This window comes from Ruegeria sp. AL11, assembly GCF_056540865.1.
Map to the genome: position 1 here is coordinate 442181 of NZ_JBQFXO010000001.1, position 14923 is coordinate 457103.

Here is a 14923-nt window from a genome sequence, read left to right on the forward strand (position 1 = left end):
CAAAAACCGCCGGGGCAAGTGACGCAGCGCTACAACAACTCAGGATCAAAAAAAGGCCCCGGAGAACGTCCGGAGCCTTGGTTCTGTTTGGTTTGACGCGCGGTTCAGCGCTTTTCGATATCCACGTAGTCGCGGAGTGTTTCGCCCAGATACAGCTGACGCGGGCGGCCAATCTTGTTCTGAGGATCGGCGATCATCTCTTTCCACTGGCTGACCCAGCCAACTGTGCGCGAAAGGGCGAAGATCGGTGTGAACATCGAGGTTGGGAAGCCCATCGCTTCGAGGATGATGCCCGAATAGAAGTCCACGTTCGGGAACAGCTTCTTCTCGGCGAAATAGGGATCTTCCAGTGCCTGTTTTTCCAGCGCTTTGGCGACCTGAAGCTTGGGGTTGTTTTCGACACCCAGCAGATCCAAAACTTCGTCAGCCGATTGCTTCATCACCTTCGCACGCGGGTCGAAGTTTTTGTAAACCCGGTGACCGAAGCCCATCAGGCGGAACGGATCATTCTTGTCTTTGGCGCGCGCGATGTATTCGGGTATGCGATCGACGGTGCCGATCTCTTCCAGCATCTCAAGACAGGCCTGGTTCGCACCACCATGCGCCGGACCCCAGAGGCAGGCGATACCCGCAGCGATACAGGCAAACGGGTTCGCTCCCGAAGACGATGCCAGACGCACGGTCGAGGTCGAGGCGTTCTGTTCGTGATCCGCGTGCAGGGTGAAGATGCGGTCCATCGCACGGCTGAGGATCGGGTTCACCTCATATTCTTCGGCCGGAACGCTGAAGCACATGCGCAGGAAGTTCGACGCATAGTCCAGATCGTTGCGCGGATACACGAAGGGCTGGCCAGTGTGGTACTTGTAGGCCCAAGCGGCAATCGTCGGCATCTTTGCGATCAGGCGGTGTGAGGCAACCTCGCGCTGATGCGGGTCCGAGATGTCGGTCGAATCGTGATAGAAGGCCGACATCGCGCCGACGACACCAACCATGATGGCCATCGGGTGGGCGTCGCGACGGAAGCCGCGGTAGAAATACTGCATTTGCTCGTGCAGCATCGTGTGACGCGTGATCGTGGATTCGAATGTTTCGAGATCTTTTGCGACTGGCAGCTCTCCGTAAAGAAGCAGGTAGCAGACTTCGAGGAAGTGGGACTTCTCGGCTAGCTGATCAATCGGGTAGCCACGGTGAAGCAGCTCACCTTTGTCGCCGTCGATATAGGTGATGGTGCTGTCGCAACTGGCAGTCGAAGTAAAGCCGGGATCGTAGGTGAACACACCTGCCTGACCGTAAAGCTTGCGAATATCGACAACATCAGGCCCAGCAGTTGGAGAGTGAACGGGCAACTCATACTCTTTGCCATGGACGGTCAGAGTTGCTGTCTTATTGCTATCAGTCATGGTTGTCCCTTCTTCATTTGTGCGCAGGTCAGTTCATTGCCCTGACCTGCGGGCAATGGCTGCGCGCGGGCGCGCAGCCCGGGTGTGTTAGCGGTGCAGCGTTACCCGAATATGAAGATTGGGTTTAATCCGCTGCTTCAGAAAGCCGCGCCAGGGTTTCATCGCGCCCCAGCACAAGCATCATGTCAAAAACCGAAGGAGTGACTGCCCGACCCGCCAATGCCGCCCGAAGCGGACCTGCCAGCTTACCGAACTTGACCTCCTTTGCTTCTGCAAAGGAATTCAGAGCCTCCTCCAGCTCGTTCCGGGACCAGCTAACATTTTGCAGCTGCGGCGTCAATTCACTCAGTATACCATCGGATACAGATGAGAGCGCCTTTTGGGCTTTCTCATCGCACTCGATGGGGCGCGAGGTCAGTACAAAATGCGCTTTTTCAAGCAGTTCCGGGAAAGTCCGAGCGCGGTCCTTGAGACAATACATCGCGCTTTCCAGATCACTGGATTGTGTCTCCGAGAGAGGTGGCAGGTCGGCCGCCGCCAAGTAGGCTTCGATTTCACGCCGCAGTGCAGCATCATCTGAGATCGCAATATGCTGGCCACACAGGTTCTCGAGCTTTTTCAGATCGAACCGCGCCGGGCTTTTGCCGATTCCGCCCAGATCGAACCATTCTTTGGCCTGTTCATCCGTAAAGAACTCGTCGTCGCCGTGGCTCCAGCCGAGGCGGGCCAGATAGTTGCGCATCCCTGCGGCGGGGTAGCCCATCGCCTGATATTCCTGCGCGCCCAAGGCACCGTGACGCTTCGACAGCTTCTTGCCGTCCGGCCCGTGAATCAGCGGGATATGAGCCCACACCGGAACATCCCAGCCCATTGCCTCGTAGATCATCATCTGGCGCGCGGCGTTGTTCAGGTGATCGTCGCCCCGGATCACATGGGTCACCCCCATGTCGTGGTCATCCACCACAACCGCGAGCATATAGACTGGCGTCCCGTCCGAGCGCAGAAGAATCATGTCGTCCAACTGGTCGTTCCGGATGGTCACGTCACCCTGGACCTGATCACGGATCACCGTGGCGCCGTCCTGCGGGGCTTTGATGCGGATCACGAAGGGCATATCCGGATGCGTGGCCGGATCAGCATCGCGCCATGGGCTGCGGAAGAGGGTCGATTTACCCTCGGCCCGCGCCTGCTCACGGAAAGCCGCGATTTCGTCCTGGGTCGAGAAACATTTATAGGCTTTGCCCTCGGCCAGAAGCTGATGCGCCACTTCGGCATGACGCGCGGCCCCTTCGAATTGGCTGATGACATCTCCGTCATGGTCGAGGCCCAGCCACTCCATCCCTTGCAGGATCGCCGCCGTGGCCTCAGGGGTCGAACGTTCCCGATCCGTGTCCTCGATCCGCAACAGGAACTTACCGCCGCGTCCACGCGCATAGAGCCAGTTGAACAGCGCAGTACGCGCGCCGCCAATGTGAAGAAAACCGGTAGGCGAAGGGGCGAAACGGGTGACGACCTGATCGGACATTGTGTTGATTAACCTTTTGGTAACCGCGATGGGCTTAGCTTGGCGCCTGTCTAACGAGCCTCAAGGACGGGGGCAACCATGCGTGTTCTCGCACAGGTCCGGTTGGCGCTGCTGAACCAGATCGGGTTTTTGTTTCCGTGGTCTCCGGTGTGCTTAGGCCTTGGGATCGGTCTCTTTTTCGGATTGCGGTTCGAACCTGAGGGGCCTTTGTACCTGGGTTTGGCCGTCGCAGGATTGGTTTTGATCGGCTTGGGTCGTGTGTTGCCCGCCGGATGGGGCGCGTTGGCAATCGGGGGGGCGCTGGTGGCGGCTGGCTTTCTGCTGGCGGGTGCCCGCGCCCATATGGTGGCGGAACCGGTTCTGTCGTGGCGATACTATGGCTCTGTCGAGGGGAGGGTCGTCGACATGGACCGCTCCGCCTCGGATGCGCTGCGATTGACGTTGGATCAGGTGCGGGTAGGGGACGTGCCAGAGCACCGGCGTCCGCAGCGCATCCGTCTTTCTGTTCATTCCGAGGTCGGGCCAATCGCGCCGGGACAACGGATCATGACCACGGCGCACCTGTCCCCGCCGCAAGGCCCTGTCGAGCCCGGAGGATACGATTTCCGTCGTCACGCCTGGTTTCAAGGGCTTGGTGCCGTCGGGTACACCCGGGTGCCGGTGATGACCATCGCGCCGCCGCAGGACGCGGTGCAGGGTGTTCGGGTCACGGCCATTCGCATGGCAATCTCGGACCATGTGCGCGCCTATCTTCCGGACGAGGTCGGAGGGTTCGCAGCCGCCGTCACGACAGGAGACCGGAGCAGCATGGGGCAAGACACGCTCGATGCGCTGCGCGCGTCAAATCTTGCGCATCTGCTGGCGATTTCAGGCCTGCATATGGGGTTGCTAACCGGGTTTGTGTTCATGGCCTGCCGCATTGGATTGTCTGCAATCCCCGTTTTGGCCCTCCGTTTGCCCGTCCGCAAACTTGCCGCTGGATTTGCGCTGTTCGCGGCTGTGATCTACCTGATGCTATCCGGCGGCAATGTTGCGACCGAGCGGGCCTTTGTCATGGTCAGCGTCATGTTCGGAGCAGTTCTGATCGACCGGCGCGCCATTTCACTACGGGCTGTCGCTGTGGCCGCATTGATCGTGTTGACCCTTCGCCCCGAAACCCTGCTCAGCCCCGGCTTTCAAATGTCTTTCGCGGCGACCACCGCTCTGGTCGCTGTGTTCGGAGCGCTGCGTGATTTTCGGCCGATGCCGGGGCCGAAATGGTCCAAAGCCGCTATTGGCCTTCTGATGTCCTCTGCCATCGCGGGCCTTGCAACCGCACCAATCGGAGCGGCGCATTTCAATACGATGTCGCATTACGGCCTGCTGGCCAATCTGCTTTCCGTGCCTGTCATGGGGTCCATCGTCGTGCCCGCAGCCGTTGTCGCGGCGCTGTTGGCGCCTTTCGGGCTGGAGTGGATCGCGCTTGAGGTCATGGGGCTGGGACTGCGTTGGATCTTGATGATCGCGGAGTGGGTGTCCGGGTTGGACGGATCTCAGGGCTATGTGGTTGGTCCGCCATGGTTTGTTCTGCCCATGATCGCGTTGGGGGCGCTTTGGCTGGTTTTGTGGCAGGGCCGAGCGCGATGGGTCGGGGTGGTTCCGGTGGTCCTGGCCTTTGTGCTTTGGACCTCGGGCAACCGGCCTGAGGTTCTGATCGCCGAATCCGGCGGACTGGTTGGCGTCATGACCTCTGACGGCCGCGCGCTCAGCAAAGAAAAGGGCAGCGGGTTCGTGGCTACAGTCTGGCTTGAGAATGACGGAGACGGTCTGGCACAAGAGCAGGCGGCCAGTCGGTGGCCGGGCCATGCGGATCGGGTTCAAAGGATCGCTCTGACCGGGGCCGAGGTGATCCACCTGACCGGCAAACGCGCGGCGCTTGCGTTTGACAAATGCAAAACCGGTCAGATCATTGTGTCTTCGGTCGATCTGAAACTTAGTGGAAATTGCACCATTTTCGACCCGGACCGGCTGTATGAGACCGGAAGCCTGTCAATCTCAGGCGGCAAAATCACGTCAAGCGCCGAGATGACCGGCGATCGGCTGTGGTCCCCGAAATCAACGGGGACCCGCTCAGAAAGCGTTGGTCAGTAGGTCCGGATCAAGCCGACCAGACGACCCTGAACCTTTACTTTTTCCTGCGGCAGAACGCGGGTTTCATAGGCGGGGTTCGCGGCCTCCAGCGCGATGGCTTTGCCACGGCGGAAGAACCGTTTCAGCGTCGCCTCCTGATCCTCGACCAAAGCAACAACGATATCGCCATTGTCGGCAGTTGAGGTTTCGCGGATCACCACAACATCGCCGTCGTTGATCCCGGCGTCGATCATCGAATCTCCGCGGACCTCAAGTGCGTAATGCGACCCTTGACCCGAGACCATCGGGCCGGGCACCGCCACGTGGTGTGAGACATGGCTGATCGCCTCGATCGGAACACCGGCTGCGATCCGGCCCATGACTGGCAGTTCCATTGCGTCGACCGAGACCGGCTCGAAATTGGCAGGGCGCGGGCCTTCGGGCTTGTCGCCCTCGATCACGCGGGGGGTGAAGCCCGCCGTGGGCTCTCCGCCTAAGCTCTCTGGAAGTTTGACAATCTCAATCGCGCGGGCGCGGTGCGCCAGACGCCGGATAAAGCCGCGTTCTTCAAGCGCGGTGATCAGACGGTGAATGCCGGATTTGGATCGAAGGTCCAACGCCGCCTTCATTTCGTCAAAGCTGGGCGGAACGCCGTCTGCTTGTACGCGTTTGTGGATGAATTCCAGCAAATCCAGCTGCTTCTTGGTCAGCATCGCTCATACCTCGTCGCTTATGCGTTTGCATTTGTTCTACGCATGTTCACGTTTTGTGTCAACGATTTTGAGGATGTTCTACAGCGGCAGGTAGTGAACTTGGGTCCCTTCGGGCAAGGCCGGATCCTCGGGAGGGCGCATCAGCAAAGCATTGGCGTCGGCCAGAACACTCAGCAAGGAACTGTCCTGATCCGCGCAGGCCCGAATGCCGTTTTCATCGACGATAGCGCGCATGTAGTGTTCACGCGGACCATTGGCTGCAAGCGGTTCGGCCAGTACGGCTGTTTTGAACGGGTTGAGAACAGCTTCCAGCCCCAGCATTCGCCGTACCAGAGGAATAAGGAATAGATAGCCGCAAACCATTGCACTGACTGGGTTTCCAGGCAATCCGACCATCGCTGCATCCCCCATGCGACCGGCCATCAGAGGTTTACCCGGCCGCATCCGGATCTTGTAGAAGGACCGATCCATGCCCAACGCCTCGGAGACGTCGGAGACAAGATCATAGTCGCCGACAGATGCCCCTCCAATCGTGACCACCAGATCCGCGCCCTTGGTCAGCCCAAAGGCGGTTTCCAGCGACGATGCGGTATCCCGCGCGATGGGGAGAATGCGAACATGAGCGCCTTCACGCTCCAACAACGCCTTCAAACCGAACGTATTCGACGCGATGATCTGATCCGGACCCGGAACCTCTCCGGGCATCACCAACTCATCCCCGGTCGAGATCAACGCAATCTGAGGTTTCCGCGTTACGGGGACCTGAGGGATATTCATCGCCGCCATAAGCGCCATGTCTTCAGGGCGGATCACGCGCGGGGCGGTGATTGTCGTGCCCTTGGTGAAGTCAATTCCAGCAGGTCGGATGTTGGTTTTCTTACCGGGGTCATCGCTGATGGTGATTAGGTCGCCCTTACGGTCGACATCTTCCTGAATCACAACGAAATCAGTACCTTCCGGCACTGGCGCGCCGGTGAATATCCGCACGGCTTGACCGGGACCTACCGCGCCGTCAAAGCGATTTCCGGCTGCCGATTCCCCCACCAGCTTGAACATGGCGTGCAATTCGACCTCGGCCGCCTTGACTGCATAGCCATCCATGGATGAGGCCGCGAAAGGCGGTTGATCGCGCGTTGCGCTCACGTCCTGCGACAGCACACGACCTGCGGCCTCGGCCAGAGGGACGGTTTCTGCGGGCAGCGTTTCAACCAGATCAAAAAGCAGGGCGCGGGCGTCTTCGACAGTGATCATGTCGCCTCGTAACGCCCTGATTTACCGCCGTCTTTCAGCAATACGCGAATGCCGCCGATCTCCATCGCTTTGTCGACCGCCTTGGTCATATCATAGACGGTAAGCGCCGCTGTCGAAACGGCGGTCAAGGCCTCCATCTCAACCCCGGTCTGGCCCGAGGTCTTGACGGTCGCCTCGATCTGAACGCCGGGCAGGTCGGGGTCCAGCGTCAACTCGACCGCGACCTTGGTCACGGGCAGAGGGTGGCAAAGCGGGATCAGGTCTGGAGTTTTCTTGGCCCCCATGATCCCTGCTAGCCGTGCGATACCCAGAACGTCACCTTTCTTGGCGCGACCTTCCGAAATTAAATCAAAGGTTTCTCGGGCCATCTTGATGTGACCAGCTGCAACAGCCACGCGGTCAGTCACCTCTTTCTCCGAGACATCGACCATATGAGCCTGCCCCTGCGCATCAAAATGGGTGAGAGGCATCACATCACCCCGGGGATCAGCGGGTTGGAGAGGATGTGGCGGGTGGCCGCGGTGACGTCATCCTGCCGCATCAGGCTTTCGCCGATCAGGAAGCAGCGCGCGCCGTAGCGGGCAATGTCCGCCAGATCCTCGGGTGTACCCAAGCCGCTTTCACAGACGATGGTACGATCGCCGGGCACCAGTTTGGACAGGCGACGCGTTGTATCCAGAGTGGTCTCGAAGGTCTTGAGATTGCGGTTATTAATCCCGATCAGCGGGCTCTTGAGTTCTGTTGCACGCTCCAACTCTTCCTGATCGTGAACCTCGATCAGGACGTCCATGCCCCAGTCAAACGCCGTCTGTTCCAACTCGGCGGCCTGAGTGTCTTCGACCGAGGCCATTATGATCAGGATGCAGTCGGAGCCTAAGGCACGAGCCTCGACGACCTGATAAGGGTCGTACATGAAATCCTTGCGCAGTGCTGGCAAGTTGGTCGCGGAACGCGCGGCCGTTAGGTATTCTTTGGCGCCTTGGAAACTGGGCGTATCGGTCAGGACCGACAAACAAGCCGCGCCGCCCTCTTCATAGGCTTTCGCCAGAAGCGGCGGATCAAAGTCGGGACGGATCAAGCCTTTGGACGGGCTAGCCTTTTTCACCTCGGCAATCAGGCCATAGCCAGACCGGGCGGCTTTACGCAGAGCTTCGGTAAAGCCGCGAACCTCGGGCGCGCTCCGGGCTTCGCTTTCAAGCTCATCCAGGGATTTTTGCGCCTTGTCCGCTTCGATTTCTTCCAGCTTGTAGGCTTTGATTTTGTCCAGAACGGTCTCGGTCATGCGGCTTCCTGTGTGATCCGCGCCAGCGCGGTTAATTTTTCTTTTGCTTTGCCACTGTCGATGCTTTCAGCAGCCATTTCAACACCTTCGCGCAGATCTGACGCGGCATCAGCAACGACCAGAGCGGCCGCTGCGTTCAACAGCGTTGCATCGCGATAGGCCGAGGGCGCGCCGTCGAGCAGAGCGCGGAACGCGACGGCGTTGTCTTCGGGTGTGCCGCCGACGATGTCTTCGAACGGATGGACGGGTAGGCCAGCATCTTCGGGATGCAGTTCGACCTCTTTGACGCGGTCGTCTTCCAAAGCGGCAACCCAACTGATGCCGGTGATTGTCAGTTCATCCGTGCCGTCTGAACCATGCACCAGCCAAGCGCGCTCAGACCCCAGCAGACCCAGCGTTTCTGCCATGGGGCGGATCAGCTCGCGCGTGAAGGCACCGGTCAGCTGGCGTTTAACGCCCGCAGGGTTGGTCAGCGGCCCGAGAATGTTGAAGATCGTGCGGGTTCCGAGCTCCTGCCGCGAGGGCATGACATGGGCGATCGCAGGGTGATGCATAGGGGCCATCATGAAGCAGATGCCGGCCTCATTCAGCGCTTTTTCAACCACTTGGGGGCCAACCATCACGTTGATCCCCATCTGTGACTGCAGATCAGCGGTCCCGGATTTCGAGCTGAGATTGCGGTTGCCATGTTTGGCGACCGTCACGCCCGCGCCAGCGGTCACAAAGGCCGTCGCGGTTGAAATGTTGAGGGTGTGCTTGCCGTCACCGCCTGTTCCGACGATGTCCATTGCGCCCTCGGGTGCGTGCACTGCGTTGCATTTGGCGCGCATCACAGCGGCGGCTGCGGCGTATTCATCGACCGTTTCACCGCGCGTGCGCATTGCCATCAACAGACCGCCAATCTGGCTGGGCGTGGCTTCGCCGTCGAAGAGGATGGCAAAGGCCTGCTCTGCCTCGGCACGGGTCAAAGGGCGGTCGGCTGACGCTCCGATCAGCGGTTTCAGGGCGTCGCTCATGCGGGGACTTTCAACTCTTGCAGGAAGTTCTTGAGCAGGGCGTGGCCATGCTCGGACGCGATCGACTCCGGGTGGAACTGGACACCGTGAATGGGCAGCTCTTTGTGTTGCAGGCCCATGATGGTGCCGTCTTCCAGCTCGGCTGTGATCTCGAGGCAGTCGGGTAGGCTCTCGCGTTCAACCACCAGCGAGTGATAGCGCGTGGCCTCAAACGGCGAAGGAAGCCCAGCGAAAACACCTTTTCCAGTGTGGTTCATGGTGCCCATCTTGCCATGCACGATCTCGTGGCAACGCACGACCTTTCCGCCAAAAGATTGCCCGATGGTCTGGTGCCCCAAGCACACACCCAAAAGCGGAGTTTTTGTCTCGGCCGCAGCTTCGGTCAGGGCAAGACAGATGCCCGCCTGATCCGGGTCGCAGGGGCCGGGACTCAGCAGGATACCGGCGGGATTCATCGCCATGGCCTCTTGCACATCCAGCGCATCATTTCGGCGAATGACCATTTCGGCCCCAAGTTCGCCCAGATAATGCACCAGGTTGTAGGTAAACGAGTCGTAGTTGTCGATCAGCAGCAGCATTTGGCACTTGTCTTCGCTTGGGCATTTCAGGCTGGCGATGCAGCCCCGGGCCACGGTATAATGTCGGGACATACATGCTCAGGCTTGTGAGGCAGCGTCAAGAGGACATCCCGTTCTTGACCCGCCATCAGGTCGAGCGCCACAGAAGATGGCGCAGGATGGGCGAGGCAAGATTAAAGTCGAGAGGCACGAGCAATGCGTGGATTTTTCGGAGGAATGATCGTCGGGGCGGTCGTTGTTTTGATCGTGGGGGTGATGTTGTCGCTCAACACGCCGCTGGCCAATAAGCCGGTGGTCAAGACCCAGGCTCCCGAGCCGGTAGATGTCGAAACACCCGAAGCACCGGAACAAATCGCCGAGACCCCGTCGGACGCGGATCTTGTAGAACTGCCGCCTGCTGGGCCGAAACCCGCCGAAGCGCCGGATGAGGCGCTTGATCTGTCCGATCTGGAAACGGTGCCCGACGAACAGCCCGTCGTGGCTGAGGCTGAGGACGCGTTGCAGGAACCTGAGGCCGAAGATCAAACCAGCGTAACCGTCATGACCGACGCGCCAGCTGCGCCGCAGTCACCAATTACAGCCCCCGCATCGCCGGAAACAGACGCGGCGCCGGTTGTTGTGGATGAAGCCCCGGAACCCTCTGCCGAGCCAGAAGATGTTGCGACGCTTTTGCCTGAACTGCCATCGCAGCTTGCACCGGAAGAGGCTGAGCTGGATGGAGAGAATCCTTTTGAAAACAGCCCAATCGCTGTGGAAGGGGATGAGGATACTCTGCCCCGCAATCTGCCCAAGCTGGCCGCACTCCCCCAGATTGGCGGAGAGGACACGACCTCGACCAACTCACTGGTTGGCACGCGCGTTGTCCCCCTGACCGAACGGGACGATACCCCGGTTGAAACCAATGAAGCAGTCGTAGAAGAGATGACCGGAAAGCCGATCGAGGACTACGCTGCAAGCTTTGAAAACCCCGAAGCCAAGCCGCTGATGTCGATTATCCTGATCGATGATGAGGGCTCTTTCGGAGCCGAAGCGTTGCAGGACTTCCCGTATCCCGTCAGCTTCGCGATCAGCCCCTCTGATCCCGACGCCGCCGAGAAAATGGCGCGCCACCGCGCCGCGGGTTTTGAGGTTCTGGCCATGGCCGATCTGCATGAATCCGCCAGCGCGCAGGATGCTGAGGTGTCGATGGCCGTATGGTTGGACACGCTGCACGAGACAGTTGGTATTCTGGAAGGTGTCGAAAGCGGAATTCAGGGCAATCGGAAACTGGCCGATCAGGTTGCGTCGATTGCGGCGGCCACCGGTCGTGGGTTAATCACGCAAGATAACGGCCTGAACACGGTGCAGAAACTGGCCGCACGCAATGGCATCCCCTCTGGCGTGGTGTTCCGCGATATCGATGGTGCGCGGCAGGACCCAAAGATCATGCGCCGTTTCCTTGATCAGGCAGCGTTCCGTGCCGGGCAGGAGGGAACGGTTGTGATGCTGGGACGCGTGCGCCCCGAAACGATCTCGGCCCTGCTACTGTGGGGGCTTGAGGATCGCGGCAACCGGGTTGCTATGGCGCCGATCTCAGCGGTTATGAAACGCGAAGTTCAGTAACGTTTCCGCAGAAAAGAGAAGGGCGGTTGATCATGTGATCAGCCGCCCTTTCTTTATGAGTTGCGGTTGCCCGTGAACCGGGCCGCGTCCGCCGCCGCGCGTCTTATGGCGTTGGATTTATGGACCGTTTCCATATATTCGGCCTCGGGGTCGCTGTCATAGACAACGCCGCCACCGGCTTGGATATAGAGCTTTTGATCCTTCACGATGGCTGTACGCAGGGCGATACACATATCCATATCGCCGCCCGCACTGAAATAGCCAACGCCACCGCCATAAACGCCGCGCTTTTCGGGCTCCAGCTCGTCAATGATCTCCATCGCGCGCACTTTGGGCGCGCCCGAGACGGTGCCCGCAGGCATCCCGGCAAAGAACGCATCCAGCGCGTCTTTGTCTTCGGCCAGCTCTCCGACCACGTTTGAGACGATATGCATCACGTGGCTGTAGCGCTCGATGATGAACTCTTCGGTCGGGCGAACGGTGCCGATCTTGGCGACGCGGCCCGTGTCATTGCGACCCAGATCCAGCAGCATCAGGTGCTCGGCCAGTTCCTTTTTGTCGGCCAGCAGGTCAAGTTCATTTGCCTTGTCCTCTTCCGGAGTGGCGCCACGGGGGCGGGTGCCGGCGATCGGGCGAATAGTCACTTCGCTGCCGAAGACGCGCACCAGAATCTCGGGACTGGCACCCACGACCTGAAAGCCGCCGAAGTTGAAATGGAACATGAAGGGCGACGGGTTCGTACGGCGCAGCGACCGATAAAGCGCAAAAGGCGGAAGCGGGAAGTCCTGCGTCCAGCGTTGGGCTGGGACGACCTGAAAGATATCGCCTGCGCGGATGTACTCCTTGGCCTTTTCGACCGCCTCCATATAGCCGGATTTGGTGAAATTCGACACCGGAGGCGCAACCTCATGCGCTTCGCCCAGATCGCGGGTTTCGGCGGGCATGGCACGTTCCAGATCACGCACCGCGTCCATCACACGCTCGGCTGCCTGCGCATAGGCGGCCTTGGCCGACTGGCCATCGGTCACCCACGCCGGGGACACGACGGTCACTTCGCCCTTCACGCCGTCCAGCACCGCAATGACAGAGGGGCGTTGCATAATGGCGTCTGGCAGGCCCAGTGGGTCGGGGTTCACGTCGGGCAGATGCTCGACCAGACGGACCATGTCATAGCCCAGATAGCCGAACAGCCCAGCGGCTGCCTGAGGCAGATCATCGGGCAGGTCGATACGGCTTTCGGCCAGCAGCGCGCGCAGGTTATCCATCGGATTGCCGTCTTGCGGCGTGAAGGCTTCGCCATCGAACCGGGCCGAGCGGTTCAGCTCGGACTGCTCGCCCCGGCAACGCCAGATCAGATCGGGTTTCATACCGATGATCGAGTAGCGCCCGCGCACTTCGCCTCCGGTGACCGATTCCAGCACAAAGGCATCCTTCTGCGCCCCTGTCAGTTTCAGCATCAGCGAGACAGGCGTGTCTAAATCAGCCGCAAGACGCGTATAGACGACCTGGTTTTCGCCCGCTTCATAAGCGCGCGCGAAGCTTTCATATTCGGGGGTCAGGGCCATTTGGGTCTCGTTTAATAACTCGCCTGCACGGCGTTCAGGGCCTGCTGGTCGACAACCGGGCGCGCGCGGGTTTGGGCGTCGCGCACGTAGGCGTCAAAGATGTTCTGCGCCAGTGCCTGATTCATCTGCGCGGCCAGAGCGTCGCTCAGTTGACGCAGCTCATCGCTTTCGGCCGGGGGCAGAACCTCGTCCAGACGAACGATCAGGGCAGTTCCTTCGCCGCCAATGACGCGCAGGTCGCCCGGCTCCATCTCGAAGACTTCGTTCATGAAGTTTGCAGGGACGTCATCCAGGAACGCAGTCCGCGTCAGCGCGTTTTCCACGCGGAACGGCAGGCCGGTGGCGGTGAAATCGCCATCCGTTGCCAGGGTGGTGACGACAGAATTGGCCTGCTCTTGCAGTGCTTTTGCTGTCTCGGCGGCAATCCAGGCAGCAGCGACGCGGTCACGGGCGCTGTCCAGAGGCTCTGGGCGTGGCGCCAGTTCTTCGTTCAGACGCAGAGCGAAAATCGAGCCGTCTTCCAAGAAGTCGATCTCGGGGAAGTCGCCGTCGCGTACTGCCTCGGCCGCGCTGCGGAAGCCGTCATAGGCGGCAACTTCATCCACACTGTCGCGGGTCCAGTCGATTTGGCCCAGCTCCATGTCGGTTTCCTGGGCCAGCTCTTCGAGCGTGGCACCACCGGCGAGCATATCGTTGATGTCTTCGGATTGTGCTTCGATCAGACGACGCGCGCGATCCGAGGCCAGTTCTTCCCGCAGGGCAGGCTCGGCATCCTCGAACGGGACGTTGTTGGCGGCCAGCGAACCGTTGATGCGGAACAGCGCCGGGCCGAACACGGAGGGCAGAGGGCCAACGACCGAGTCCAACTCCGCTGCAAAGACCTCATCCGCGGCCTCGCCCAGATCGTCGCGGGTTACGTCGCCCAGATCAATGTCGCTCAGCTCAAGCTCGCGTTCGCGTACGAGTTGCTCGAAGGTTGTGCCGCCGACCTCAAGCTGGGCTTTGGCGTTGTTCGCAGAGTCCTCATCCGGGAAGTTCAGGCGTTCGACCAAGCGGCGCTCGGGCTGTTGGTATTCATCGACGCGCTCATCGTAGAGGCGGCGCAGCGTGTCCTCGTCCACTTCAACTGTATCCAGCAGCATTTCTGGCGACAGGATCGCATAGGTCAGACGCTTAGTGCGGGGCAGGGTGAATTGGTCGGTGTTCTCGTCATAGTAGGCTTGGATTTGCGCATCGGTCGGATAGCCAACTGGGGTTTCCAGCGCGTCCGTACCCAAAGTCGCCACGGTAAAGCTGCGGCGCGCGCCGATGTAGTTTGTCAGAGTGTTTGTCAGCGTTGATGGCATTTCGACACCACCGATGATCGCGCCCTGTACGATGGTGCGCGAGGATTCCTTTCGCAGGTCCGATTCGAACTCGGTATCCGTCATCCCGATCTGTTCCAGTTGAAATCGATAGGCTTCGCGGTCGAACGTGCCATTCACGCCCTGAAAGGCCGGGATCGAGACGATCTCGTCTTGCAAGTTCTCGTCACCAATGGACAGGCCCAGTTGACCGACTTCGTTATCAAGCGCGGCCAGAGCGGTCAGGCGGGACAGGGCGAGCTGTTCCAGACCCAGTTCGCGCGCCTGAGACATCTGCAGGGCTTGGCCGGTCTGCGCCTCAACCGCGCGGATTTCGCGTTGAAGCTCACGGACATAGGCGTCGACCGAGATGCTCTCATCCCCGACCTGCGCAACCGTGCGGATGGTGCCAGTCAGGCTAGTGGCGCCAAACCCTGCGAGGCCTACGAACAGAAGGCCCATCAGAATCCAGACAAAGGTTTTCGAGATGCTGTTTTTGCCTGCGGCCATGATGCCCTCTTACTGCTTGCCCTGTTGGT

12 protein-coding genes are annotated in these 14923 nt (G+C 60.1%); 2 read left to right on the plus strand and 10 right to left on the minus strand.

Annotated features, from left to right (window positions below; genetic code table 11):
- Positions 1–104 precede the first annotated feature (104 nt).
- Both gltA and gltX read right to left on the minus strand, forming a co-directional pair.
- Positions 105–1400, minus strand: coding sequence for a citrate synthase (gene gltA / locus ACR0IP_RS02215; RefSeq protein WP_170373816.1), 1296 nt, complete (start codon positions 1398–1400; stop codon positions 105–107).
- Between the two features lie 124 nt (positions 1401–1524).
- Positions 1525–2925: a glutamate--tRNA ligase gene (gene gltX / locus ACR0IP_RS02220; protein WP_480523541.1), complete on the minus strand. Its 1401-nt coding sequence runs from the start codon at positions 2923–2925 to the stop codon at positions 1525–1527.
- Positions 2926–3003: 78 nt separating this feature from the next.
- Between gltX and ACR0IP_RS02225 the strand changes: the two genes are divergently transcribed.
- The gene (locus ACR0IP_RS02225) at positions 3004–5055 is read left to right on the plus strand and encodes a ComEC/Rec2 family competence protein (RefSeq protein ID WP_480523543.1); all 2052 of its coding nucleotides are present in this window, start codon (positions 3004–3006) and stop codon (positions 5053–5055) included.
- On the opposite strand, the gene lexA is transcribed toward ACR0IP_RS02225, so the two are convergent.
- The 6 genes from lexA to ACR0IP_RS02255 all read right to left on the minus strand — a co-directional run bounded on the left by lexA (position 5049) and on the right by ACR0IP_RS02255 (position 9874).
- Positions 5049–5747 carry a transcriptional repressor LexA gene (lexA, locus tag ACR0IP_RS02230; protein ID WP_170373813.1) on the minus strand — a complete coding sequence of 233 codons (699 nt, stop codon included), beginning with the start codon at positions 5745–5747 and terminating at the stop codon, positions 5049–5051. The two genes, ACR0IP_RS02225 and lexA, sit on opposite strands and share 7 nt — an antisense overlap.
- Before the next feature lie 78 nt (positions 5748–5825).
- Complete coding sequence (locus ACR0IP_RS02235; RefSeq protein WP_480523545.1) at positions 5826–6998, minus strand: molybdopterin molybdotransferase MoeA; 1173 nt, start codon at positions 6996–6998, stop codon at positions 5826–5828.
- On the minus strand, positions 6995–7468 hold the full coding sequence (moaC, locus tag ACR0IP_RS02240; RefSeq protein ID WP_480523547.1) for a cyclic pyranopterin monophosphate synthase MoaC: 474 nt from the start codon (positions 7466–7468) through the stop codon (positions 6995–6997). The genes ACR0IP_RS02235 and moaC overlap by 4 nt, the downstream gene beginning before the upstream one ends.
- Entirely contained in the window at positions 7468–8280 is an 813-nt protein-coding gene (trpC, locus tag ACR0IP_RS02245) for an indole-3-glycerol phosphate synthase TrpC (RefSeq protein WP_480523549.1), read from the minus strand. Before trpC ends, moaC begins: the two co-directional genes overlap by 1 nt.
- The gene (gene trpD, locus ACR0IP_RS02250) at positions 8277–9296 is read right to left on the minus strand and encodes an anthranilate phosphoribosyltransferase (protein WP_480523551.1); all 1020 of its coding nucleotides are present in this window, start codon (positions 9294–9296) and stop codon (positions 8277–8279) included. Before trpD ends, trpC begins: the two co-directional genes overlap by 4 nt.
- On the minus strand, positions 9293–9874 hold the full coding sequence (locus ACR0IP_RS02255) for an anthranilate synthase component II (protein WP_170459279.1): 582 nt from the start codon (positions 9872–9874) through the stop codon (positions 9293–9295). The genes trpD and ACR0IP_RS02255 overlap by 4 nt, the downstream gene beginning before the upstream one ends.
- Positions 9875–10069: 195 nt before the next feature.
- On the opposite strand from ACR0IP_RS02255, the gene ACR0IP_RS02260 reads away from it, so the two are divergent.
- Positions 10070–11476, plus strand: a complete 1407-nt coding sequence (locus tag ACR0IP_RS02260; RefSeq protein ID WP_480523553.1) for a divergent polysaccharide deacetylase family protein — start codon at positions 10070–10072, stop codon at positions 11474–11476.
- A 53-nt stretch (positions 11477–11529) separates the two neighbouring features.
- Here ACR0IP_RS02260 and trpE read toward each other — a convergent pair whose 3' ends face one another.
- Both trpE and ACR0IP_RS02270 read right to left on the minus strand, forming a co-directional pair.
- Positions 11530–13041 (minus strand): anthranilate synthase component I, encoded by a 1512-nt coding sequence (gene trpE, locus ACR0IP_RS02265; RefSeq protein ID WP_480523554.1) that lies wholly within the window; start codon positions 13039–13041, stop codon positions 11530–11532.
- A gap of 11 nt (positions 13042–13052) precedes the next feature.
- Entirely contained in the window at positions 13053–14894 is a 1842-nt protein-coding gene (locus tag ACR0IP_RS02270) for a SurA N-terminal domain-containing protein (protein WP_475215856.1), read from the minus strand.
- Between the last annotated feature and the right edge of the window lie 29 nt (positions 14895–14923).